Source organism: Mucilaginibacter conchicola (assembly GCF_003432115.1).
In the GTDB taxonomy this organism is placed as follows: Bacteria; Bacteroidota; Bacteroidia; order Sphingobacteriales; family Sphingobacteriaceae; genus Mucilaginibacter; species Mucilaginibacter conchicola.
Window position 1 is genome coordinate 640779 of record NZ_QWDC01000001.1, and the last position, 23425, is coordinate 664203.

20 protein-coding genes are annotated in these 23425 nt (G+C 44.1%); 5 read left to right on the top strand and 15 right to left on the bottom strand.

The window, feature by feature from the left end:
• Positions 1-20: 20 nt before the first annotated feature.
• The 7 genes from D0C36_RS02765 to D0C36_RS02795 all read right to left on the bottom strand — a co-directional run bounded on the left by D0C36_RS02765 (position 21) and on the right by D0C36_RS02795 (position 11020).
• A complete protein-coding gene (locus D0C36_RS02765) occupies positions 21-1955 on the bottom strand; it encodes a glycoside hydrolase family 97 protein (RefSeq protein WP_117390050.1) in 1935 nt (644 codons plus the stop codon).
• A gap of 149 nt (positions 1956-2104) precedes the next feature.
• A complete protein-coding gene (locus tag D0C36_RS02770; RefSeq protein WP_117390051.1) occupies positions 2105-3631 on the bottom strand; it encodes a RagB/SusD family nutrient uptake outer membrane protein in 1527 nt (508 codons plus the stop codon).
• Between the two features lie 21 nt (positions 3632-3652).
• The gene (locus D0C36_RS02775; RefSeq protein ID WP_117390052.1) at positions 3653-6916 is read right to left on the bottom strand and encodes a SusC/RagA family TonB-linked outer membrane protein; all 3264 of its coding nucleotides are present in this window, start codon (positions 6914-6916) and stop codon (positions 3653-3655) included.
• A gap of 240 nt (positions 6917-7156) precedes the next feature.
• Complete coding sequence (locus D0C36_RS02780) at positions 7157-8728, bottom strand: cellulase family glycosylhydrolase (protein ID WP_117390053.1); 1572 nt, start codon at positions 8726-8728, stop codon at positions 7157-7159.
• A 220-nt stretch (positions 8729-8948) separates the two neighbouring features.
• Positions 8949-9491: a DUF4199 domain-containing protein gene (locus tag D0C36_RS02785; protein WP_117390054.1), complete on the bottom strand. Its 543-nt coding sequence runs from the start codon at positions 9489-9491 to the stop codon at positions 8949-8951.
• A gap of 114 nt (positions 9492-9605) precedes the next feature.
• A complete protein-coding gene (locus D0C36_RS02790) occupies positions 9606-10076 on the bottom strand; it encodes a response regulator transcription factor (protein ID WP_117391342.1) in 471 nt (156 codons plus the stop codon).
• Positions 10077-10126: 50 nt separating this feature from the next.
• Positions 10127-11020: an NAD(P)/FAD-dependent oxidoreductase gene (locus D0C36_RS02795; protein WP_117390055.1), complete on the bottom strand. Its 894-nt coding sequence runs from the start codon at positions 11018-11020 to the stop codon at positions 10127-10129.
• Between the two features lie 167 nt (positions 11021-11187).
• On the opposite strand from D0C36_RS02795, the gene D0C36_RS02800 reads away from it, so the two are divergent.
• Positions 11188-12111 (top strand): glycosyltransferase family 2 protein, encoded by a 924-nt coding sequence (locus D0C36_RS02800; protein WP_117390056.1) that lies wholly within the window; start codon positions 11188-11190, stop codon positions 12109-12111.
• Positions 12108-13283 carry a glycosyltransferase family 2 protein gene (locus tag D0C36_RS02805; protein ID WP_117390057.1) on the top strand — a complete coding sequence of 392 codons (1176 nt, stop codon included), beginning with the start codon at positions 12108-12110 and terminating at the stop codon, positions 13281-13283. The genes D0C36_RS02800 and D0C36_RS02805 overlap by 4 nt, the downstream gene beginning before the upstream one ends.
• Before the next feature lie 63 nt (positions 13284-13346).
• Here D0C36_RS02805 and D0C36_RS02810 read toward each other — a convergent pair whose 3' ends face one another.
• From D0C36_RS02810 to ppk1, 4 genes are all read right to left on the bottom strand, one after another.
• Positions 13347-13835, bottom strand: coding sequence for a DUF6265 family protein (locus tag D0C36_RS02810; RefSeq protein WP_117390058.1), 489 nt, complete (start codon positions 13833-13835; stop codon positions 13347-13349).
• 124 nt (positions 13836-13959) lie between these two features.
• A complete protein-coding gene (locus D0C36_RS02815; protein WP_199501955.1) occupies positions 13960-14523 on the bottom strand; it encodes a UbiX family flavin prenyltransferase in 564 nt (187 codons plus the stop codon).
• A gap of 164 nt (positions 14524-14687) precedes the next feature.
• Positions 14688-15575, bottom strand: coding sequence for a Ppx/GppA phosphatase family protein (locus tag D0C36_RS02820; RefSeq protein WP_117390059.1), 888 nt, complete (start codon positions 15573-15575; stop codon positions 14688-14690).
• The gene (gene ppk1 / locus D0C36_RS02825; RefSeq protein WP_117390060.1) at positions 15572-17626 is read right to left on the bottom strand and encodes a polyphosphate kinase 1; all 2055 of its coding nucleotides are present in this window, start codon (positions 17624-17626) and stop codon (positions 15572-15574) included. Before ppk1 ends, D0C36_RS02820 begins: the two co-directional genes overlap by 4 nt.
• A gap of 150 nt (positions 17627-17776) precedes the next feature.
• On the opposite strand from ppk1, the gene D0C36_RS02830 reads away from it, so the two are divergent.
• Positions 17777-18268, top strand: a complete 492-nt coding sequence (locus D0C36_RS02830; RefSeq protein WP_117391344.1) for a YajQ family cyclic di-GMP-binding protein — start codon at positions 17777-17779, stop codon at positions 18266-18268.
• A 23-nt stretch (positions 18269-18291) separates the two neighbouring features.
• Here the strand turns inward: D0C36_RS02830 and D0C36_RS02835 are convergent, their stop codons facing one another.
• Together D0C36_RS02835 and D0C36_RS02840 are read right to left on the bottom strand one after the other, a co-directional pair.
• Positions 18292-19008 carry a hypothetical protein gene (locus tag D0C36_RS02835; protein ID WP_117390061.1) on the bottom strand — a complete coding sequence of 239 codons (717 nt, stop codon included), beginning with the start codon at positions 19006-19008 and terminating at the stop codon, positions 18292-18294.
• Between the two features lie 116 nt (positions 19009-19124).
• On the bottom strand, positions 19125-19550 hold the full coding sequence (locus D0C36_RS02840) for an Hsp20/alpha crystallin family protein (RefSeq protein WP_117390062.1): 426 nt from the start codon (positions 19548-19550) through the stop codon (positions 19125-19127).
• Between the two features lie 137 nt (positions 19551-19687).
• Between D0C36_RS02840 and D0C36_RS02845 the strand changes: the two genes are divergently transcribed.
• A complete protein-coding gene (locus tag D0C36_RS02845; RefSeq protein ID WP_394339837.1) occupies positions 19688-20134 on the top strand; it encodes an acyl-CoA thioesterase in 447 nt (148 codons plus the stop codon).
• Between the two features lie 116 nt (positions 20135-20250).
• Here D0C36_RS02845 and D0C36_RS02850 read toward each other — a convergent pair whose 3' ends face one another.
• Complete coding sequence (locus D0C36_RS02850; protein ID WP_117390064.1) at positions 20251-21651, bottom strand: FAD-binding oxidoreductase; 1401 nt, start codon at positions 21649-21651, stop codon at positions 20251-20253.
• A 5-nt stretch (positions 21652-21656) separates the two neighbouring features.
• Positions 21657-22013 (bottom strand): dihydroneopterin aldolase, encoded by a 357-nt coding sequence (gene folB / locus D0C36_RS02855; RefSeq protein WP_117390065.1) that lies wholly within the window; start codon positions 22011-22013, stop codon positions 21657-21659.
• Positions 22014-22199: 186 nt separating this feature from the next.
• Here folB and D0C36_RS02860 point away from each other — a divergent pair, with 186 nt between their 5' ends.
• Positions 22200-23381 (top strand): acyl-CoA dehydrogenase family protein, encoded by a 1182-nt coding sequence (locus D0C36_RS02860; protein ID WP_117390066.1) that lies wholly within the window; start codon positions 22200-22202, stop codon positions 23379-23381.
• The last annotated feature ends 44 nt before the right edge of the window (positions 23382-23425 follow it).

Below are 23425 nucleotides of genomic sequence, written 5' to 3' on the forward strand. Positions count from 1 at the left end.
TTCGTTGTTATTAAGTTGTATTATGGATGCAATTCTAAAACAAAACCACCGCGCGGCATTACCGTTACTGCAACTTTATGCTTTTGCTCTTCAACAAGGTCTCGGTGCGCTATTTCATGCGGGGTATTACCATCAGTATATAAAGTGCCGTGGTAGGCTTTTCTGTCGTTCAAAAAGTCAAGGTCTATCACCCAGCTTTTAGCTGTAGCTTCGCCATTTATGCCGGCTATGTAATAGCTTTTGCCTTTGCGGCGCATTATAATGGCATCCTTACCCGGTTCGCCGCTTATCAGTTTAACATCGTCCCAGGTATTGGGTACAGTGCTCAAAAACTGCTTTATTTTTGCATCCTGGGCGTAGTAAGATGAGTCACTATCGGCAAAGTGCAACATGCCCGATTCAAATATCACGCTCAAAGCCAGTTCATGCGTATTGGTAGTTAAATGCGGGCAGCATTTATAATCTGAGAAAGTTACCGGTGTATAATCCATTGATCCGGCAACATTACGGGTAAAAACATAGATAGTATTCAGCTGCGCAGCATCATTGGCAAAATCCTTTGACCAACCATAATTCTCTGCCCCGCGCACCGATTCCATTGATAATAAGTTAGGATAAGTGCGCTGCCATCCGCGAGGCATAGTGCTGCCATGAAATATTACCATGATCTCTTCCTTGGCGGCATCTTTCAAAATATCTTGGTAAAGCTGCATCACGTTCTGTTTATCGCTCTGAAAGAAATCTACTTTGATAGCTTTAACACCCCATGCGCGTAGTTTTTTAAATTCCTCTTTACGTTTAACCGGGTCAAACATCACATCGCGCGGTTGCTCGGTAACATTGTTATTCGGCCCGCCGGAGTTATACCAGAACGTTAAGCCTACCTTCTTTTGCCTGGCATGGGCTATCAAATCCTGGATATTACCACCATCAACCAGATTGTTCCAGTTGGCATCAACCAAAGCGTATTCCCATTTCATATTGGCCGCCAGGTCTACAAACCGGTTTAAAGTTTTAACGTTACGGCTGCTGGCATGGTCGCTCCACCAGCTCCATGACGAGCGGCCGGGTTTTATCCAGTTGGTATTGCCAATGGCGTTGGGTTCCGCCAGGTGATCTATCAATACAGACTCCACTACCGCAGAAGCTTTTTGGCCTGTTATGATCACCCGCCAGGGCGTAGCAAAAGGCGTTTTAGCTACAGGATATTGACTGCCTTGGCCCAACCCCTCTCCCGCCAGCGGAAATGCAATTTTGTATACACCGTTATCGCAATTTTGCTGCAGGTGTGTCCCTGCATTTTCATAGCCTATGTTACTCTCAGAGATAAATAACCATTGATTCTGAGTGTGAAATAAAGCCGGGAATGCCCAACCTGCTGTATCTTTTGAAGCCGTGCCGGATGGGATACCATTGGCATATATATTTTCGTAAGCCGGGTCGTGATCATAAGGCTCCATCCAGGCTGATGCTTGTGGTACCGAAAATTCGGTCAACTCTTTGGTAAGCGTGTATACTTTGTTGGCATCAGGAAAACGATATCTGAACGCGATGCCATCGTTATAAGCCCTCATATCGATAACCACCTGGCTATTCTTGTCGTTTTTGAACGTAACGCTGGTTTGGTTGCCCATGGCATGATACACGCGATATTTACCTGTAGGCAATACGTATATGTCATTTATGCGGCGTGTATCTGTATTTACAAAACTTAATCTATCAGTAAACTTTACATCAGTAGTTTCAATGCCGAGTTTTGAAGATGGCATTACCTCTGATGAACCGTTTTGTACTGAATATGACAACTGCCCATTATTTAACTTTAAAGTAAGCTGAAGAGATTTATCAGGCGATTGAACACGCCATTCGTCATCGGCTTTAGGCCCGGAAGCAGCTGCAGTAAGTGCAATACTACAGCAAAAAATGATCAATATCGACCTGAAATAATTAGCCATCAGTTGTTATTTGTAGATGTTTTACGAATAAAAGAGACGTAACGTTATAATTAAATTAATTTATCTGAGGCGAGATGTGTAAACAAAACAGGAGAGTTACCTCTCCTGTCCGTTCATTCAACTATAACTAACTCATAATTAACGCACCATTAATTATAACCAGGATTTTGAACAATGTTAGGGTTGTTATTTTTCTCAGAATCAGGTATCGGGAAATACAGGTAATGCGAATCAAAAGCTATCTGCCCGCTAAGATTTGAGCTGAAATAAGCATTATTAAGTGTTATTACACCACCTATAGCCCAACGCCTCAGATCCCACCAGCGGCCGCCTTCGGCACCCAGTTCGCGTAAACGCTCGTCAATTATCCATTGCATAATGGTGGCTTTATTGCTTTCGCCTGTGTTAAGGTTTGCGGGGATAAGGCCGCCTGCAACCATATTGCGCGCACGAGTACGCACCTGGTTTATCAGGCCAATTGCATCAGTTGTACTGCCACCGCCCTGTAGTGTGGCTTCAGCTTTTAAAAGCAACACATCAGCATAGCGTAAAATGCGATAATTGTTAATAGAGTTTACACCACCCTCTAACTGGTTGTTAAGAATGTATTTTACCACTTTGCCTTTATCGGCTGTAAAAGTGTATTGCAAACGCGGATCGCCCGCTTCAAATATGTTTTTAAATTTCTCCGTTGGGAAATAAAACCCGCCACCCATATAATTTTGGCCTTCGCTGGAAAACATCAGGTAATAAGCACCTGCGGCACCACAGTCGCACTGGTCATTTGCTAACCAGGCGTTCATGCCGCCTGCGCCTACCATTGCCTGGCCTGCCTGAAACTCGAACATAGACTCGGCATTGTTCTCTTTACCCTGATGGTAATCAAAGTTATCCTCAAAGTTGGCCACCAACTGCGCACCACTTATTTTGTTGAACGCAGATACAGCTGAATTATAATCGGCAGCAGACTTATTTACTGTTGCGCGGAATACCAAAGCTTTACCTAACAGCGCATTAGCGCTATTCTTTGTAACACGGCCCTTATCTGTTGCTCCCCAGCTTGCCGGTAACAGGTTGGCAGCCTCGGTAAGATCAGTAATGGCCTGGTCAAGCAATTGGGTACCTTGCGAACTTGGGTTGTTCAATTCGCTCAGCGAGGTGAAGGTTTTGGTAACCACAGGCGCAGTACCAAACATATTCCATAACTGGTAAAATGCAAATGCACGCAAAAATAACGACTCACCTTTTATAGCATCTTTAAGCCCCGGCGTGGTAAATACGCCATCGCCTGCGCCTTCTACCTTCTCTAACACTTTGTTGGCGCGGCCTATCATTATATAGTTACTCCTGAAAAAATAGCTAAGATCGGCATCACTTGATGTAAGACCTTTAAAGATCTCGTAGTTATTTGCCGAGCTGATGGTAAGATCATCGCCGGGCAGGTAGAACGATTTAAGCATGGCATTACCACCTGCGCTGGCACTTGCCGAACTGTAAAAATCTGTTAAGGTAGCATAAACGCCTAAGGTTGCCGTACGAAATTCCCCTTCTGTTTTAAAATACGTGTCTTCGCTTTGTGTAGGCGGCGGCACATCTAAAACGCTTTTACAGGCGGTGTAGGTAAATGTTACCGACACACACATTGCTGTTAAAAACTTGATATATTTTGGTTTCATGTGATTGAAAAATTTGGATAATTAAAATGATGCCTTTAACCCTAAAAGGAACTGGCGTGTACTTGGCGAGAAATCATTCTCCGGGTCGATACCTGTGTAATCGGTAACGGTGAACAGGTTGATACCGGTTAATGAGATACGCAGATTTTGCAACACATTGGTACGGCCTAACAATGCTTTAGGGAAGGTGTAACCAACGGTAAGATTCTGGAAACGCAGGTAACCGCCATCCTCAACAAAACGATCTGAGAAACGAGAGTTACCGTTAGGATCCTGGTAAACTGCGCGCGGCATATCGGTATTAGTGTTGGTTGGTGTCCAGGCATTAAGTACTGATACAAACTGGTTGCGGAAAGCACCTGCAGTTTCGCCTGCGGCACGCGCATAGTTGTATTTCTTGAAACCACCTTTCCCCTGGAAGAACGCCGAGATATCAAAGCCCTTATAATCAGCACCGATAGTGAAACCGTAAACATATTTAGGTATGGTGTTACCAATATTGGTTTGGTCGTTTGAGTTCACTATACCATCAGGTGTATTATTGTAGGCAGTTGATCCGGCCTTTGGTGAACCGTGGATATCCTGGAAATACATATCACCAGGCGCAGTCGCTTTGGCATTCTGATCGTTAATTTTTGCTTTGTAAGCATCAACCTCTGCCTGGCTCTGGAAAATGCCGCCCACTTTGTATCCGTAAAGAAAACCGATAGGCTGGCCTTCTTCTAATGAATAGCCGTTGCCGCGTAATGCCTGGTGCTGGTACAGTTTCAACACCTCGTTATGCACGGTGGTTAAATTACCTGACAGGTTGATCCCGATATCACCAAAACGATCATTATAACCAACGTTAAACTCAAAACCTCGGTTTAATACATCGCCTATGTTCACATCAACATTGTTTTTGATAGTTGAGCTTGGCGGTGGCAAATAGCTTTGGATAATACCTTTGGTTACTGCCCTGTAATACTCAACCGTAACGTTGAATTTATTATTGAACATTACCGCATCAAAACCTACGTTGGTAGTGTATTTATTTTCCCAGGTAAGGCCTACGTTGGCAAAGTTAGGGAAGGTTATACCCGGGTTGTTGGTTTGTACATCACCAAGGTTGTATGATGGCACGGGTGTGCCCGCAGCCGATAGATATTTCCAACCGGCAGTAGTCTGGTCGTTACCCAAACCACCGTAACCGCCACGCAGTTTCAAGTCGTTGATCCAGGTAAGGCTTTTCATGAAATCCTCGGCACTTATACGCCATGAGGCGGAGAAACCATAGTTATTTGACGTACGGTTGCCCGGCGCAAAGCGCGATGACCTATCGTTACGGTAAACCGCATCTAAGTAGTATTTGCTTTTGTAGTTGTAACTGGCGCGGCCTAATAAACCAATAACTGCGTTATCAGCATTGTTGCTGTAATAACTCTTGCTATCAGGACTTACACCATAGTAACGTAATGATGGATCTGTAGTGTATATAGAACCGTTTTGGCCATAAGAAACCCATTTTAACGTTTGCTGCGATGCATCAGCTGTCAGGTCGATGTTGTGATCACCAAAGCTGTGATTGTAGTTGATGTTAACAGATTTCTGGATACTGGTGGTTACGCTGTTGATCATACCCAGGGCATTTGGTGTTGAACCAAGCGGCGGACTTGCATAGCCATCATAAGGGTTCTTAGGCGTTTCGCTGAACTGCCAGGTACCAAAATCGGTATAGGTTTTTTGCTCAACCCTAAATTGTGTACCACTGTAGATACCTTTGATCTTTAAGTTCTTTACCGGCTCGATCTGGATGTACGCATTACCAACTACCGATTGGTTGTTGCTGGTGCTGCTGTTAAGCGATAAAGCACCCAGATAGTTGTTCATATTGGTTGATTTAACGCCGTAGATCTTGTTATAATCAACACCCTCGGTAAACTGGCCGGGAGTTAACGGATGAGTAAGACTGTACAGCGGTGCGTAGCCGTTAGCTCCGTTACCATAAATAGGTTGGAAAGGAGCTGCACGGTAGGTCTGCAGATCGTTAGTAAAACCACCAAACTGGCCCAGGTTTGATTTACCCTGAACCAAACGCAGGTTTAAACCGGCACTTACATATTTACCAAATTTAGAATCAACGTTGCTGGCGATAGAGTACCTGTTTGCATTGATCCCTTTAAAAGCGCCATCGTTGCGGCTGTAACCGGCAGATAAGTTGTAGGTAGTAGCCTCGGTGCCGCCGCTTGCCCTTACGTTATAATTTACCAGGCTGGCATCCTTATTCTGGATAGCATCCTGCCAATCATAGGTAGGCAAATTACCAATATAGTTAGGGCTTGCCGGGTCAAAGAAAGAGCCAAAATCCTGCGACTGGCCAATAGGCACGGGAGCGTTATTTTTTAATTCGGGATATGCATTATAAAAATCGGTGTAGTATTTGGTGTACTGCTGGGTATTTAAAACCTTATAAGTTTTAGGTACGCTCAGTTTGCCGTACTGTCCATCAAAATCTATACGCATCTGGCCTTTTTTACCGCGTTTGGTAGTAATGAGGATAACACCGTTTGCCGCGCGTACACCGTATATGGCTGCCGCAGACGCATCCTTTAATACCGAGATAGATTCAATATCAGCCGGGTTAATGATGTTATAGATGTTTACCGTACCGCGCAAAGTAGGTGCGTTTGTTTCATCAACCTGCTTACCTGCACCACCTTCAAGAAAAGGGATACCGTCAATTACGTAAAGCGGTTCGGCGGCGTTAAACGTAGATACACCACGGATGCGCACGGTTGGCCTTGCCGTAGGGTCGGCACCGGCAGAGGTAACGTTAACACCTGTAGCCTGCCCTTGCAAGGCCATCTCCGGGCTTAGTGCTGTGCTTTTCTCTATCTGGTCTGAACTTACGGTAGAGATAGAGCTGGTAACGTCCTTCTTTTTACGCGTACCAAAACCGATAACAACCACATCGCTCAAAGCTTTTGACTCCGACTCGAGCGTTATAGCCATGTTATTACCTGTAACGGCTACCTCTCGACGGGTATACCCCACGCTTGATACAATCAAAACATCATTAGTTGATGCGTTTATTTTGAAGTTACCGCCGGCATCAGTAATAACGCCAACGCGGCTGTTACCTTTTAGGGATACGGTAACACCGGGTACCGGTTCTTTAGTAAGATTGTCTGTCACCTTACCGGAAATTGGCCCCTGCGCCATAGCCGCCGCTGCAGAAAACAACAGGGCAAAACATAGCATGAGCATTCTCCTGCCAAAGGAAAAATGAAGTAAATTTTTACTCATAATAGTTAATAATTAAGTTTAATTGGTTGGTTTATGAAAGTTGTTCGGCTTTTAACCTATATCAAGGATACGGGTAAGTGTGCTGGTTTCTGTACTGTCCCGTGCTGTGCTGTATTAAGGCTTATGAAGCACGCGCTTACCTATTGATTATCAAACAAAAACAGCGTTACCATATCGTGTACGGCAACGCTGTGCTCAAATCAAAATCAACGTATTATAGTAATCAGGTTAAAGGGGTATTTATTGCTTTTGTATGCTGATGTTATCCAGCCAGAAATCAATGTTTGCATCGCTTTTGTAAACAAAAAGGAATACGCTGTTCAGAGTAGCGGGCGTGCTAAAAGTGGCGGTTTTGGTACTGCTACCGCTTGCTGTAAAATCTAACGATACGATCTGTGTCTCGGCACCGCCCTGGGTGTTGGTTATTTTGATACCAAGGCTGCTCGGCGCAACGGTGGCAGCACTATTTTTACCCCAGGCAGTTATTTTGTAAGTGGTGCCCGGCGCCAGGTAGATCACCTGCCCTGCCCCGCTGGCCCCGCCTGATGGGATCTTTACAGAATAAAGTCCGTTGTTTAGGTTGGCCGGCGTATTATCCAGTTCGGCTGAGCCAAAATTTATCCAGTTCTCGATACTTTTTGAAGTGTTTTGCGGGCTGCCGTCTTCAAAGCTAAGGTTGGTGGCCAGCACAGCAGGCGATGTCATCTCGGCGCCGTTTAGGTTTACGCCCCCATGTGTATCCAGCCAAAGCAAATTGCCCACAAAGCTGAGGTTGCCCGGCTTAGCCCCTGATACATTATCTATAGCATACCCGCCGCCGGAGCCTGTTGTGGTTAGTTTGTGTACATCGGTACCATCCCACTGCCAGCCTATACGACCAATGTTTTTTGGCACGGCGTTTTTATAAACTATAGCGGCAATTGCACTTGATATATTCGCACCTACACCAAACTCACCTATCATTAGCGCCAGCTTTTTAGCCGTAACATCATTAATATAGTTTTGCAGGCGGGTATCGCCATACACCCACGACTCATAGGTGTGCAGAGAGAACATTATGTTTTTGTATTTGGCGGTAAGGTTTGTGCCGTAAGTCAAAATACCGCTTTGCTTTGCTCCCTGCGTGTATCCACCGGCCTGTCCGTAGCCATGCTCGTCGCAAACAATAACGTTGTTGTTACCCGCATCGCGAATGGTTTTAATAACGGCGTCATGGTCGTTCAGCCAATCGGCGGGTACATCTGTACCGGCAGGCCCGGGTTCGTTCATAATATTGAACCATACGTAAGGGTTGTTTTTGTATTTAACGGCAAGGTCTTTATACCAGGCAGATAAGCCTGTAAGTTCCGCAGGTGTTGGATATTTACCCGTCCAGTTATGTTCCTCTACCATCACCACTACCTTCTTATCCGTGAAAGCTTTGATGATGCCATCCATATCAGTGTTGTTCTGGTTAATATTGCTGAACTCGGGCCAGCAATTTAGGCGCACGGCATTAAATTTCCAGGTATCGGTTATAAGCCCCACATCGGGCAGTGTAGCGTGCGCCCATGGCCAATACGGGCCGTTCACATTCATACCTACAGGCACAAACTCTTTACCATCTGGCCCAATGATTTTAGTATCCTGAATGGTGAAACCTTTGGTTTCGGCGGGTGGCGGGTTATTGGTGTTGTTGCCGCCGTTGCTATTACTGTTATTATCGGGCGTTATATTTTTCTTGCTGCATGCCATCAGCATAAATGACGCGGTGAACAGTACAGCTGCAGCGCAGCAGAAAACAGTACGGAACGTTTTTGTAAAAAATATCATAAGCAGGTTGTTTTTGGGTTATACCAAACCTACTTAAGGCACTCTGCTTTAGCATACTGTGCTATACTGTAATGGAGAGGGGTGCATAAAACAAGTCATTTCGAGCCAACAGTGTTGGGGTTGTACGAAGGGGCGAGGCGAGAAATCCTGTTAATCTGTAAGTTTCACTTTTTTGTAATAACAAGATTTCTCCTCGCTATCGCTCGCCCGAAATGACTAATCAACTCAAAGCAGCTACTGCGCCATTCCTGTTCTTGCGCTTCAATATCAATGCACTAATAAGGCTCACTACCAGGGCCAAAGGCAATATTTCCATATAAGTAAGCAGTATCACCCCGAAAATTGAACCGTACATTTTCTCCATGCTGTGCATCATTTTTATCCCGTCGGCAATTTCAGCGGCGCTTTTACCGCTATGCTGTATCCGTTCAATACTGCGGGCGGTGTACCTCTCCATAAAATCGGGAATGAAGAAATAATAATCGATAAGCCAGGCAATAACATAAACTGTTGATGCCACCAGGCTGATGTACAAACCAATTTTAAAAGCCTGCCCAAATGTGATGGCGCCAGCATTCTGCTTATCGCGATAGGTTTTGATGGCTACAAAAATAAACGAGAACGCCAACAGCATTGAGGCATATCCCAACCACATGTTACCTTCAAACGTGCCAATGGCATAGCAGTAACTGATACTACCCAGCATCCAAAGCGTTACAATTGTGGCGGCGATGGCGCCATACCTAAGTACATATTTTTTCATCGTGTTTAAGTTTTAATTCGGCTCAAAATTGGGCATACCGCTCCAAACAAGACTCATACTTTAGGGTGATTTTGCTAAAACATCAACCTTTTCATACTAAAGTACTAATCTTTTTTAAGCGATGAGGCGCAGCTTTTTAGCTTTATCAACCGCTTGGGTACGGCGCTGTACATCAAGCTTTTCAAATACTTTTGATGAATGGGTTTTAATGGTATTGAGCGATACAAACATTTGATCGGCTATATCCTGGTTGCTCAGGCCTTTGGCCATTAGCTGCAGCACTTCCAGTTCGCGTTTGCTAAGGCCGGTGCTTGCTAAGGCTTCGTTATCGGCTTCAAAGTTTTGGGGATCAATGATGACCTTCTTCTCTATGATGAGTGTCTCGGTTTTGGGTTTAGACAGTTTGGAGTACAACCACATACCCAGGGCGGTAAACACCACGGCTACCCCACCGGCATATAGCTCAACAGAATTATCAATGATGATAAAATGCCACTCCAGCCACCTTAACAGCAGCAGCAATACGGCCAGCAGAACGCCATAAAGAATAACCGAACGATATTGGGAAATAAAATTTAGCAGCATTATTATCTTAAAATAAGGCATAATGCCGCTAATATCAAAAACTAAGATGATCAAAAACTTTCGTCGCCAAGCAGCTTGTTGAGGTAGGCTCCTGTAAAACTGCCTGCAGCCACCGCATTTGCCACACTTCGCATTGGCGAACAGCTATCACCTACCGCAAATACGCCGGGTAGGTTGGTTTCACCAAACATGTTTACCTGTAAGTGCCCGGTTGATGTAAAATCGCAACCAAGTTGCTTTGGTATATCACTCTTCTGCACAAAAGCAGGGCGATAGAAAATAAACTCCACAGCTATACCCTTACCATTGGCTAATGAGATATGATTTACATGCCCTTTTTCATGCACCAGGGCTGTGATTGGTGATTCGATGATATTGATCTTATGTTTCTTCAGCTTTATTAATTGTTCCTCGTTAAAAGTGGCAGTACCGTTGGTAAATACTGTTAAATGCTTGCTCCAGTTGTTGATGAGTTTGGCATATTCAAAACCTTCGTCTCCGTTGCCAATAACCGCCAGCTTCTTACCACGCTCTTCATAACCATGGCAATATGGACAGTGGATAACAGACTTTGGCCAGCAGGCCGAAAAGCCAGGAATATCCGGCAAAATATCTTTTATACCGGTTGCAAAGATGATCTTACGGGCTTTAAATTTCTGGCCATCAATAGTTACCACCTCAAAGTTTTCACCGTTATTTATTACCTGGCTAACTGTATCTACTATGAGGTTTACAGATGGATATTGTAAAACCTGTTTGCGTGCGGCCAGTGCAATAGCATCCGGCTCGGCCCCATCCTGCGTAAGAAAATTATGTGAGTGCGCTACTTTTTTATTGCACGGATCCTGATTATCGATCACTACAACATTTCTTAAAGCGCGCCCCAGGCTCATCGCTGCCGATAAACCGGCGTAGCTTCCACCAATAATTATTACATCTGCCATGTCATTAATATTTACAATGCATCAAAGTTGCATTTATAAATCAATTTATCAAATAGTATTTTGTAAAACTTATGTAAGGCTTTAAACGTAAAAAAAGCAAAGTTAAATTGGCCTTGCAAGCCTACATTAGAGCGATTTTTGTTAATATTAGGCCATAAACATTCCGCATGAAAAAGGTATCAGTTGTTACCATCAATTTTAACCAGGATAAAATAACCGAAGAACTGTTGGTATCCATCGCCGAAACCAACACCTACCCTGCCCTTGAGGTAATTGTTGTAGATAACGGCAGCACAGTTAATCCTATACCGCTGTGGACGAGCAAATACCCCGACGTAAAATTCATCCGCTCAGAAACAAACGAGGGCTTTGCAGGTGGTAATAATATTGGTATAGCGCAGGCAACCGGAGATTATTATTTCCTGGTGAATAACGACACCGAGTTTTCGCCGGGGCTGGTGCAAAAGCTGGTTGATATTTTAGATACACACCCCGAGGTGGGCATTATATCGCCAAAACTGGTTTATGATTTCGACCGGAGCGTTATACAGTATGTAGGCTTTACCCAGGTTGATTATTATACCTGCCGCAACCGCGCCGTTGGTAAAGGCGAAAAAGATACTGGCCAGTATGACAACCTGCTGGGCCAAACCGGCTACTGCCACGGCGGGGCCATGATGGTAAAAAAAGAGACCTGCGAAAAGGCCGGCTTAATGGCCAATAACTTCTTTATTTATTACGAAGAGGTTGACTGGGGCGAGCGTATCAACAAATCGGGCTACCAGGCCTGGGTACGCGGCGATGCGGTGATATACCACAAAGAATCAATGACGGTGGGCAAGAATAGTCCGTTTAAGGAGTATTTTATGAACCGCAACCGCATCCTTTTCATTAGGAACAATGCGCCTGCTTTTAAGGCGTTGGTGTTCTACATCTATTTTGTGTTATTGGTTGTACCCCGCAACATTATCAAATACATAAAAGAGAAACGTTACAACTTTATCGGTCTGCTTTTCCGTGCCATCTGGTGGAATATAACGAACAGCAGGCATAGCACAAAACTGGGTTATACCGTTAACAAGGTATCATGATAGCAGCACTCTGGATAAGTCTTTTTATTGTGGCCTATACTTTCGTAGGCTATGGTTTCCTGCTTTATTTTATCATCAAAATAAAACGTGCGTTTAAAGGCAAACCCCAATTGCCTGATGTTGCGCCGGAAGACCTGCCAACCTGTACGCTGGTGGTAGCTGCCTACAATGAGGAGCATTTTATTGCCGAAAAGATAAAGAACAGCCTTGGCCTGCAGTACCCCGCCGGTAAGCTTAAATTTGTTTTTGTTACCGATGGATCATCAGACAATACGCCAGATGTGATTGCGCAATACCCGCAGATACAACTGCTGCATAAGCCCGAACGCGCCGGTAAAATAGCTGCAGTACACCGCGCCATGGAATATGTGGATACAGAGGTAGTGGTATTTACCGATGCCAACACTTTTTTGAACCCTGAGGCTATGATACGTATCTGTCGCCATTATAGCGACCGCACCGTGGGCTCTGTGGCGGGCGAAAAACGCGTACACATGAACTCAAATGCTGATGCCAGCGCAGCAGGCGAAGGTTTCTACTGGAAATATGAATCGACCCTGAAGAAATGGGATTCGGAACTGTACTCGGTAGTAGGTGCAGCCGGTGAGCTTTTCAGTGTGCGCCGCGACCTGTATCAGGATGTACCATCAGATACCGTGCTGGATGATTTTATGATATCGATGCTGATAGCCGAACAAGGTTACCGCATTATTTACGAACCGGATGCCTACGCCGTAGAGACGGCCTCAGAGAATGTATCTGAAGAACTGAAACGCAAGATCCGCATTGCGGCGGGTGGCATACAATCTATTTTACGATTGAAGAGTTTATTGTTTTCGTTTAAATATCCTGTATTGTCTTTCCAATACGTTAGCCACCGTGTATTGCGGTGGACGGTGACGCCGTTTTTTTTGATACTGGCTTTTGTACTTAACCTGCTGATGGTTATTGAAGGCACCAACTGGTTTTATATTGCCATGTTTGCCGCTCAGGTGTTATTCTATTGCCTTGCCCTGTTAGGCTTTGTGATGGAGAAGCGTCAGATCCGTATTAAAGCGCTGTTTATCCCCTATTACTTCTGCGTAATGAATTATGCCGTACTGGCGGGCATTATCCGTTATTTTACAAAGAAACAGAGTTCGGTTTGGGAGAAAGCGCAGAGGAAGATGTAGGAAAAAGTGATGTCACTATGAGCTTGTCGAAGACCTCGCCGCGTGTTGAGTGGTTCGACAGGCTCACCGTTTACTCAGCGTGTAGCTAAACGTTTCCTTTGTCCACTTACCAGTTTTGTCCTGCTCATCTAAAATGCAATCCATTTTCTGCGGACTTAAACGTACATACGTTATCAAGACCTTTTTATCCTCAGAGGTAAACACCACTTTATTTTTCTCAACCGAAGTGGCAGGCATCAGATAGGGTTTGTCTTTATCTTCCCAGCCTATGCTGCCTTTGTTAAAATGGCGAAGTTGCAACACCGGTCCTTTGTCTGATTGCTCAATGGTCATAAACTCATAGAAAACCACCTTGCCGTCTTTTACACAACGGAATACACTGACTATGTTATCACCCATTGGTTTGCCCCATATCTCCTGCATATCACCCCATTTGTGCTTCAGAGCCCAATTACCGGCCATAAAGCTGAGATTGTTTACAGAGGCTTTGGTTTGTGCATAGGTGACTGTGCTGTATAATACAATGATGAGGATAAGGAGTGTTTTTTTCATGAGGATAGGTTTTGATATGCTAATTTACAAACACATAGCATTACTAACAAGATTTCTCCTCGCTATCGCTCGTTCGAAATGACATAGTTTAAATCTTCACTCATTCCATTCTTCATTTATCAAACTAAATACCTTCCCAACGGTAGCTGTCATTCTCGAGGCCTATCAGATCTATAACGCGGTTTACTACCGTCATGGCCAGTTCTTCGATAGTTTGGGGCTTGCTGTAGTACGATGGGATGGCGGGGCAGATAATGCCACCGGCTTCGGTAACGGTAGCCATGTTGCGGATATGAATAAGATTTAAAGGCGTATCGCGGGCCACCAGGATGAGTTTGCGGCGTTCTTTAAGGATAACATCAGCAGCGCGGGTGATCAGGTCATCAGACACGCCCGAGGCTATACGGCCCATAGTACCCATTGAGCAAGGCACTACAACCATGGTATCAAACTTCGCCGAGCCCGATGCAAAGGGCGCCATAAAATCTTTTTTAGCGTAGTATTTAAAAGGATAGTTGCCATGCGTAGCATCATCAAGTTCAAATTCCCAAACCTGTTTGGCGTTATCACTCATCACAATACCCACTTCGGCTATCTGGCTTTGCAGTTGCTGCAATTTATCAAGCAATAATTTGGCATATATCGACCCGCTTGCACCGGTAACCGCTACTACAATTTTTCTTTTCATGATGTTATGGGTACAAATAAACGGAAGAAAAGTTACAGGCACAAAAAAGGGTCGAATAACTCGTACTCGACCCTACATCTACCTATGAAAAACATGCCCTTTGAGTGGGCATTACAAATGTAATAACTGTTTTAAACATTTAAAAATAATTTGTTAAAATTATTTTAACTAACTGTAGAATTATTTTTCTCTATCAGCGTTTGTATAATTCCGTCCACCATACCAACAGTTGGCACATATATAGTTTTGATGTTAGCGCACTTAAGCACAGTAAGATAAATCTCGCAAGCCGGGATAATAACATCAGCCCTGTCGTGATTTAGTCCGAGTACATTGATACGGTCTTTCAGCGAGAAAGAGTTCAGGTAATTGTACAGCGCACGCAGTTTTACGTAACTCATCGGCACGCCGTCTTTTTCTTGCGATAACCGGTACAATTTATTGATGTTTCCACCGGTACCGATACCGTAAATATTTTTGTAGGTACGGGTATGTTCGCGGATAAAATCTTTCATCTCGTTCCAGGTCTCGTCCCTGTCCTGATTGTCCAGGATACGAATGGTACCCAGGTTAAATGATTGTGATGCCACCAACTCGCCATTGCTGAACAATGATAACTCGGTGCTACCACCACCAACGTCTATGTACAGGTAATTTTTCGTTTTATCGATATTGATCTCGGCGTGGCTTGCGTAGATGATCTTCGCTTCTGCTTCGCCGTGTACTATTTGAAGGTCGATATTGGCCGCATCCTTTATTTTTTGAACTACCTCTGCCCCGTTCTGTGCTTCGCGCATGGCAGATGTACCGCAGGCCATATAATCGGTAACGCGGTACACATCCATCAGGTTGCGGAACGCCACCATAGATTTTACCAGGTCGTCCGTTTTCCTTTCAGATAGGTTCTTAGCCAGGAAAGCATCGTCGCCCAAACGTACGGGCACACGAATAAGTGTATTCTTTTTAAACGATATTGAACCGTTATTTTCTATTATCTCGGCTATCAGTAACCTTACTGCATTAGACCCAACATCAATTGCTGCGTATCTCAATTTGTTAAATTTTTATTCTTTAGATAGGTGTAAATATCAATTTGGGCGCGGGTTAACACCTCTGCCTGTGTTTTATGGTAGCGGTTAATGTTGTTACCTGTTATATCACGCGCCTTAGTATTATCGCTCAGTTGTATATCGATTATATCGCGGATCTCTTTGCGCAGATCATCATCCAACACAGGGAAACCTACTTCAACACGGTTTTCGATATTACGCGTCATAAAATCGGCACTGGTGAGGTAAATTAACTCTTTGCCGCCATTGCCGTAAATATGTACACGGGCATGCTCAAGGTATTTATCTACAATACTTATCACCTCAATATTTTCGCTGAAGCCTTTTATGCCCGGAATTAAGCAACACATACCGCGTACAATGATCCTGATCTTTACACCGGCGTTACTGGCCTGGTAAAGTTTGTTGATCATCTGCTCATCGGCAAGGCTGTTCATTTTCAATATCATATAGGCCCGTTTACCGGTTTTGGCTATCCTCATTTCATTATCAATGAGTTTATAAATAGCCGGGCGAGAATCAATCGGCGATACGATCAAGGTTTTCAATCCTTTTGGTAATACGCCGCGACTTAGCGCGCGGAAAATAGCCACCAGATCTGTAGTTATCTTTTTATTAGCCGTTAGTATGCTGTGGTCGGCATAAATGGATGCCGTTTTTTCGTTAAAGTTACCGGTTGATAAACATGCGTAGTGCATTGGCTTGCCTTTCTCCATACGGGTTACAAGGCAAATTTTAGAGTGCACTTTGTAGCCATCAATACCATACAGCACGGTTACGCCTTCTTCTTCCAGTTTGTTGCTCCAGTAAATATTGTTCTGCTCATCAAAACGGGCACGCAACTCAACCAAACAGGTTACCTTTTTGCCATTTTTAGCAGCATTTATCAGCGCGTGGATGATCTTCGAGTTCTCGGCCAAACGATACACAGTTATACTGATCTCGCGTACTTTTGGATCGATAGCAGCCTCGCGCAGGAAGTGGATGACATAATCAAACGACTGGTATGGCGTACTGATGAGGTAATCTTTCTTAGCGATAAGCCCCATCAAACTTTTACCGAATGATAAGCTATCCACCGGCAGCGCCTGATTCTTTTTATATTCCAGATCGGGCCTGCCGATGTTTGGAAACGAGATGAAATTTTTGAAGTTGTGATAACGGTTGCCGGGGATAAGGCTTGATTTCTCGAGCTTCATTTTTTTGAGAAGATAACCCACCATATCTGGTGGCATCTCGCTATCATAAAGCAAACGCATGGGTTTACCTTTACGGCGCTTTTGCAGGCTTTTTGATAGCGCATCGATAAATTTCTCGCTTACTTCTTTATCCAGGTCAAGCTCGGCATCGCGGGTTAACTGCAAAGAGTAAGCCTCGATAGAATCATGTTCAAAAATAAAGAAGATATCCTCTAAACTGTAGCGAATAATATCATCCAACAGGATAATGAACTTCAGATTATTGGTCTCCGGTAGTACCAGGAAACGAGAAAGGTTATCCGGAAACTCGATCAGCGCAAATCTCGATTTTTTATTTTTTGTAAGCCTCACGAAGAAATAAATAGCACGGTCGCGCAGCTCGGGCATCGGCAACTCATCATCCAGCATGATGGGCACCAGTGTCGACAAAAGCTTCTCACGGAAAAAGCCTTTCACGAACTCGCCGCGGGTTACGTTCAGCTGTTTATCGTTCAGCAAAAAGATTTTTTCTTCGGCCAGTTGCTTAACTATGATATTCTCGTACAGGTTGTTAAACTTTTTTTCCTGCTTAACAACTATATTCTTTATCTGGCTGAGTAACTTCTTGGGATTGTAGCCCAATATTTCTTTTGAACGCTCGTTTAAATTAGCCAAACGGGTTAAGGTAGCTACCCGTACGCGGTAAAACTCATCGAGGTTTGATGAGAAAATAGCCAGAAATTTAATGCGCTCAATAAGCGGAACAGTAGGGTCGGCAGCTTCCTGCAGTACCCTGTCATTAAAATACAACCAGCTTATTTCCCTGTTTATTAACGGAGCGTTCTTGATATCCATAAGGCTATACCTGCAAAACTGTAGATTTATTTGTTAATTTAATATTAACTAATCAGCACTATGATGTGTTTTGTTTATGCAGTAGCACAAAATAGTGATACGCTTATTAAAAACCTTACCTTTGTACTGTATTTACAAAACCACTACACTATGCCTTCATTTGATATTGTAAGCAAAATTGACGGACAAACCCTTGATAACGCCATTAATGTTGCCAAAAAAGAAATACTTAACCGTTACGATTTTAACGACTCAAAAAGCACAGTTGAGTTGGATAAAAAAACTAACGTAATAACTGTAGTTACCGAGAACGATATGCGCCTGAAAGCCATTGAGGACAGCATTATCAGCCGGATGATGAAACAAAATCTTGACCCTAAAGCACTTGATTTCGGCGATGAGCAATCTGCATCGGGCAATATGATCCGCAAAGAGATCAAGATAAAAGAAGGCCTGGATAAAGAAGCTGCTAAAAAGGTTGTTAAAAAGATTAAAGACAGCGGCCTTAAAGTACAAGCCTCTATCATGGACGACCAGGTACGCGTAACCGCTAAAAAGATCGACGATCTGCAGGCGGTCATCAGCCTTTGCCGCGGCGAAGATTTTGGCCAGCCGCTACAATACATCAACATGAGGAACTAACGGTTCCTCATGTTTTTTATAAGCTATTTTAAGTCGATTGGGCGCCCTTGCTCGTCCATCGCCTTAAATACAACCTTATTGTTGTTATCTACATAAAGGTAAATACGAGGTTTGCCGTTCTTGTCTTTTATAAACAAGCCGACCTCATTATCGCTGTTCTTGCCTACAAACATCCTGTCCTGCCCTACTAAGCCTTGTTTTTGCCAGTCTGCAACACCGGCTTTTAAAGCAGCCTCATTATTCAGTTTCTTTAGTGAGTCAAATTTAGTCAGCAACTGGCCAGCGCTGAAATTCTCCGGCCTGTCCCAAAATTTCAAGCCGTAGCTTCTGATAGATTTGCCGTTCTCGGTATTATCATTGTATTGCAGCTGCATGATCTGGTCGTTGCGGTATTTATCTATCGAGATAGCAAAACCTGCTTCTTTCCTGGTGCCATCGTACACAAGGCCGCCGCATTCGTCGCCATCGGTATTAAAAAATATCATGCCCGGTTCACGCTGGCGTTTGGGGAGTGTTTTACCATCGATTATGCCAGGATGCTGACGCTCGCTGTTACTGATCACCATGCGTAGTTTGCCGGTTTTCTCTACAATATTTATGCGTTCCACATCTATCTCTTTAAACTTAGCATTGCCGGCCACATAAGTAAAGCCAAAGAACAATCCGGCCAGCACTACCAAAGTTAATACCGCCGAGTACACCTTCAGGATCTTTACCTGTTTCAATAATTCCTTTTCCATAACATAGATGTTTTGTTAAGCGATATTACCAAATAGCCCTTAAATAAAAAAGACCGGCCCATTGCGGGACGGCCTTCAACTAAACCAACTTTCTATGAAAACAAATTCTTATATGCTTATTTTACAGCTATTTCTCTTGATTGATATTTAGCGTCCTCTCTTTTAGCAACGGTCAGTTTCAGGATACCGTAGGTGTAATCAGCTTCAATTTTTGAGTAGTCAACAGTTTCAGGCAAGGTGAATGATCTTACGAATGAGTTGTAGCTGTATTCGCGTTTGCTGTATTTTTTGGTTTCGCTGTTGTTTTCAGCTTTTTTCTCTGCCGATACAGAAAGGATGTTTTTATCCAGGCTGATCTTGAAATCTTCTTTCTTTAAGCCCGGGGCAGCTAACTCGATGTGGAACTCATTATCGTTCTCTGCAATGTTTACGGCAGGTACGCGGCTTACCAAACGGTCGGCAATAAATGAATCGTTAACTAATGATTCGAAAGCGTCAGCGAAATTATTTTTTAGTCCGTTGTTGAATTTTACTAAAGTCATGGTTTTATATCTCCTTAAAATTTTGTTTTATTAACTTCGTTAGCATTAAGTCAACTGTTATACCAACGGCTGCTTTGCAGATATTAGCAGACAAAAAGTCAGATAAACCTATTTTCATACAGACAAAATGTCTTTTTATGGCTGAAAAACTATCAGATTACAGATATAAGACCCCTATCACTATCCGTTTTTCGGATATTGATGCGGTAGGTCACGTAAACAATGCGGTGTACCTAACCTATTTTGAACTGGCGCGTATCAATTACTGGAAAGAAGTTGCGGGATGGAATATAAGAAACCATGGCATTGTGATAGGCAAATCGGAGATCAATTACTTAAAGCCGGTCACCATTGATGATAGCCTTACCTGCTACGTGCGCGTAGTGCGCATAGGCAACAGCAGCTTTGATGTGATGCATGTGCTGGTAAAACAAACCGATAAAGGCGAAGAGATATGCACCACCTGCAAAACGGTATGCATCAGTTATGATTATAAAGCAGCAAAATCAGTCCCTATCCCTACTGAGGGCCGGCAAAGGATGATTGATTATGATGAACCGAGATTGATCTTGAATACGAACTGATCGATAAAAACCGCGTCATTGCGAGGAGCGACAGCGACGTGGCAATCCCCTACTTACAGAGAGGCTCTGTAGATCAGGGATTGCCACGCTACGCTCGCAATGACGAACGGAAATAATCAATTAAATATCTTTCCCGGGTTTAATATCCCGTTAGGATCAAACACCTGCTTAATACCTTTCCAGATCAGGAAATGGGTATTGGTGTATTTTAAAGGCATATAATCTTTTTGAACCAAACCTATACCATGCTCGCCGGATAGTGTACCCCCTAACGATACGGTGAGTTCAAATATTTCGGTAATACCATCTTTCAGTTTATTATTCCAGTCCTCATCGCTCATGTCGGCTTTTACGATGTTAACGTGCAGGTTACCATCGCCCGCGTGGCCATAACAAACCGACTCGAAGCCGTATTTGGCACCTATCTCTTTTATACCTTTTATCAGCTGCGGCAAGGCTGCGCGCGGCACCACGGTATCTTCTTCTTTATAAACCGAATTTGATTTTACCGACACCGCCATAGTACGGCGAATGCGCCATAGTTCTTCTTTCTGAGCAGATGAATCGGCAAACAGCACATCAGAACAATTATGAGTCTCCAGTACGCCGTTGATCACTTCACAATCGCCAAAGATCACATCCTGGTTACTACCGTCAACCTCTATCAGCAGAAACGCACCAATACCGTCTTTAAGATCGAAAGCGATGCCATCATGCTCTATCACCCACTCCATCCCTTTACGCTCCATAAACTCCAATGCTGATGGGATAACACCAGCCCTGAAAATAGCAGAGACAGCAGCACAGGCATCCTCATTCGTAGGAAATGATGCCAGCATCAAAACATCCTGTGTTGGGCGCGGGATCAGCTTGGTCACTATTTTGGTAACGATGCCCAAAGTACCTTCAGAACCTATCATCAATTGCGTAAGGTTATAACCAGAAGCATATTTAAGCGTGTTAGCACCCGTCCATATCACCTCACCGTTTGGCAAAACTACTTCAAGGTTCAGCACATACTCGCGGATAGTGCCATATTTAACCACCCTTGGGCCGCCGCTGCAGTTGGCCACATTGCCGCCAATAAAGCAACTACCTTTACTTGCCGGGTCTACCGGATAAAGCAAGCCTTTTTCGGCAACAGCGTTCATAAACACCTCGGTGATCACGCCCGGTTCAACAGTGGCCTGCAGGTTTTGCTCATCAATATCAATGATCTTGTTAAAGCGTTCCATCGACAGCAGCAAACCGCCTTTTACCGGCAATGCGCCGCCCGCCAAACCCGTACCTGCACCGCGTGCCGTAACGGGTATAAGGTTTTCGTTACAAAGTTTCAGCAAAGCCGAGATCTGCTCAACTGATTGTGGCTTCACTACCACCTCAGGATAGTAAACCAGGTCTTCAGTCTCATCGTGACTGTAATCTGCAACGTCATCCTTATTGGTTATAACGGCATCGTCGCCAACAATGGCTTTAATACGGGTAAGTATATCTTCGGTGATCTTGTTAAAATCCATGGCTTTTATTTTTGGTAACTCAAGCTGATGATCGATTGTTTTATCGGGCTATTAAACGGTGGGTTCTGTTTCTTAATGGTAACCTCAGCCGTTTCTATAAAAGTAAAAGCTGTTTTAACACGCTCAAGAATAGCTTCGGCAGCAGTTTCGATCACCTTGCGGGTAATAGTCATTTCCTCTTTAATAATAGTGTACAACTCCTCGTAATTAACTGTATGGTTAAGCGTATCATCAGCAAACGAACCTTTTTGCTGAAAACTTACCTGCACATCTATCAAAAAACGGGTGCCTATCTTTTGCTCCTCGGGGTAAAAACCGTGATACGCAAAAACCTCAACGCCTTCTAAAGCTACTTTTATCATGCGGCCAAAAATAATGGATTATCTTGAATTTACTCACCCCCGCCCCTCTCTCCTTCGGAAAGAGGGGAAACCTAATATTGAAACAATTACTCATCCTCTTTTCGCGAAGCGAAGAGAGGGTCACGCACGAAGTGCCTCGGGGTGAGTCCAAATTTCCTATATTTGACATAACCTATATATACTACCATGGCCAAAACCGACCTGTACGAAGCGCCTGATTACTATTTATTAGACGAACTACTTAGCGACGAGCATAAACTTATCCGCGCCAGCGTACGCGAATGGGTGAAGAAAGAAGTAAGCCCTGTAATTGAGGATTACGCGCAACGTGCAGAATTTCCGAGGCATCTTTTAAAAGGTTTGGCTGAAATTGGTGCCTTTGGCCCAACCATCCCGGTTGAGTATGGCGGCGCAGGTTTAGACTATACAGCCTACGGTATCATTATGCAGGAGATTGAGCGTGGCGACTCGGGCATACGGTCAACGGCATCGGTACAGGGATCGTTGGTGATGTACCCGATCTACGCTTATGGCAGCGAGGAGCAGAAACATAAATACCTGCCTAAACTGGCTACAGGCGAATTAATGGGCTGTTTCGGCCTTACCGAACCGGACCATGGCTCTAACCCCGGTGGCATGGTTACCAACATCAAAGATGCTGGCGACCACTATATCCTTAATGGTGCTAAAATGTGGATCTCAAACGCGCCGTTTGCCGATATAGCTGTTGTATGGGCCAAAGATGAGGAAGGAAAGATCCGAGGATTGATAGTAGAGCGTGGTATGGAAGGTTTTACCACACCCGAGACGCATAATAAATGGTCGTTACGTGCCTCGGCAACCGGTGAACTGGTTTTTGATAATGTAAAAGTACCTAAGGAGAACATATTCCCGAACGTATCGGGCTTAAAAGGCCCTCTGGGTTGCCTTAACCAGGCGCGTTACGGCATAGCATGGGGTGCGTTGGGTGCAGCGATGGATTGCTACGATACTGCGCTGCGTTACTCAAAAGAACGTGTACAATTTGGCCGCCCTATAGGCGGTTTTCAACTTCAGCAAAAGAAACTGGCCGAGATGATTACCGAGATTACTAAAGGCCAATTATTAGTATGGCGTTTAGCCACCTTAAAAAATGAGAACCGTGCTACAGCAGCCCAGATCTCGATGGCTAAACGCAACAGTGTTGAGGTTGCCATTACCATTGCCCGCGAGGCCAGGCAGATGCTGGGCGGCATGGGCATTACAGGTGAATATCCAATAATGCGACACATGGCTAACCTTGAGTCAGTAATTACGTATGAAGGTACACATGACATTCACTTGCTGATAACCGGCATGGATGTTACCGGCGAAAATGCCTTCAAATAGCTATAGGTTAAATAAATATAGCTATAGGTGGTATTATTAGCCTT

Excerpts from the sequence above, each read along its gene's own strand:
- D0C36_RS02775 (WP_117390052.1), bottom strand. The coding sequence starts at position 6,916 with ATGAGTAAAAATTTACTTCATTTTTCCTTTGGCAGGAGAATGCTCATG.
- folB (WP_117390065.1), bottom strand. The coding sequence starts at position 22,013 with ATGATAAAAGTAGCTTTAGAAGGCGTTGAGGTTTTTGCGTATCACGGT.
- D0C36_RS02785 (WP_117390054.1), bottom strand. The coding sequence starts at position 9,491 with ATGAAAAAATATGTACTTAGGTATGGCGCCATCGCCGCCACAATTGTA.
- D0C36_RS02805 (WP_117390057.1), top strand. The coding sequence starts at position 12,108 with ATGATAGCAGCACTCTGGATAAGTCTTTTTATTGTGGCCTATACTTTC.
- D0C36_RS02770 (WP_117390051.1), bottom strand. The coding sequence starts at position 3,631 with ATGAAACCAAAATATATCAAGTTTTTAACAGCAATGTGTGTGTCGGTA.
- D0C36_RS02800 (WP_117390056.1), top strand. The coding sequence starts at position 11,188 with ATGAAAAAGGTATCAGTTGTTACCATCAATTTTAACCAGGATAAAATA.
- D0C36_RS02765 (WP_117390050.1), bottom strand. The coding sequence starts at position 1,955 with ATGGCTAATTATTTCAGGTCGATATTGATCATTTTTTGCTGTAGTATT.
- D0C36_RS02810 (WP_117390058.1), bottom strand. The coding sequence starts at position 13,835 with ATGAAAAAAACACTCCTTATCCTCATCATTGTATTATACAGCACAGTC.
- D0C36_RS02840 (WP_117390062.1), bottom strand. The coding sequence starts at position 19,550 with ATGACTTTAGTAAAATTCAACAACGGACTAAAAAATAATTTCGCTGAC.
- D0C36_RS02795 (WP_117390055.1), bottom strand. The coding sequence starts at position 11,020 with ATGGCAGATGTAATAATTATTGGTGGAAGCTACGCCGGTTTATCGGCA.
- D0C36_RS02835 (WP_117390061.1), bottom strand. The coding sequence starts at position 19,008 with ATGGAAAAGGAATTATTGAAACAGGTAAAGATCCTGAAGGTGTACTCG.
- D0C36_RS02830 (WP_117391344.1), top strand. The coding sequence starts at position 17,777 with ATGCCTTCATTTGATATTGTAAGCAAAATTGACGGACAAACCCTTGAT.
- D0C36_RS02850 (WP_117390064.1), bottom strand. The coding sequence starts at position 21,651 with ATGGATTTTAACAAGATCACCGAAGATATACTTACCCGTATTAAAGCC.
- D0C36_RS02790 (WP_117391342.1), bottom strand. The coding sequence starts at position 10,076 with ATGCTGCTAAATTTTATTTCCCAATATCGTTCGGTTATTCTTTATGGC.
- ppk1 (WP_117390060.1), bottom strand. The coding sequence starts at position 17,626 with ATGGATATCAAGAACGCTCCGTTAATAAACAGGGAAATAAGCTGGTTG.
- D0C36_RS02780 (WP_117390053.1), bottom strand. The coding sequence starts at position 8,728 with ATGATATTTTTTACAAAAACGTTCCGTACTGTTTTCTGCTGCGCTGCA.
- D0C36_RS02860 (WP_117390066.1), top strand. The coding sequence starts at position 22,200 with ATGGCCAAAACCGACCTGTACGAAGCGCCTGATTACTATTTATTAGAC.
- D0C36_RS02815 (WP_199501955.1), bottom strand. The coding sequence starts at position 14,523 with ATGAAAAGAAAAATTGTAGTAGCGGTTACCGGTGCAAGCGGGTCGATA.
- D0C36_RS02845 (WP_394339837.1), top strand. The coding sequence starts at position 19,688 with ATGGCTGAAAAACTATCAGATTACAGATATAAGACCCCTATCACTATC.